Here is a 436-nt window from a genome sequence, read left to right as displayed (position 1 = left end):
GCTCTCGTAAGCTGCTCAGTTACACTATTTCCGAGCCAGCAAGGGTTCTATCTACACAAATTATCAACATTGGCGCGGGTTTTGGCGGAATGTTGAACCTTTTCCAACGTTTGCAGCCACACATACCCGGCTTCCGGGCTGTTTTAGCGCCCCTCAGCCTGCCAGACACCCTGCAACCCCACAACTTTCCTCAACAGATAGCACAAATTGCAGCCGATGTTGTAGAAAAAAATCAAATCCCTTTATTTTACATTTCTCCCGCCGGCTTTTTGCTCTCGTAAGCTGCTCAGTTACACTATTTCCGAGCCAGCAAGGGTTCTATCTACACAAATTATCAACATTGGCGCGGGTTTTGGCGGAATGTTGAACCTTTTCCAACGTTTGCAGCCACACATACCCGGCTTCCGGGCTGTTTTAGCGCCCCTCAGCCTGCCAG

General features: G+C 49.5%; 1 protein-coding gene. It reads left to right on the top strand.

What is annotated here, in order from left to right; translation table 11 throughout:
• Positions 1-281, top strand: a 281-nt coding sequence (locus tag NE619_RS18050) for a hypothetical protein (protein WP_256133867.1), incomplete at its 5' end; no start/stop codon positions are given.
• Between the last annotated feature and the right edge of the window lie 155 nt (positions 282-436).

The sequence above is a fragment of the Anaerovorax odorimutans genome, assembly GCF_024459955.1.
In the GTDB taxonomy this organism is placed as follows: domain Bacteria; phylum Bacillota; class Clostridia; order Peptostreptococcales; family Anaerovoracaceae; genus Hominibacterium; species Hominibacterium odorimutans_A.
This window is presented reverse-complemented; position numbering and strand designations above follow the sequence as displayed.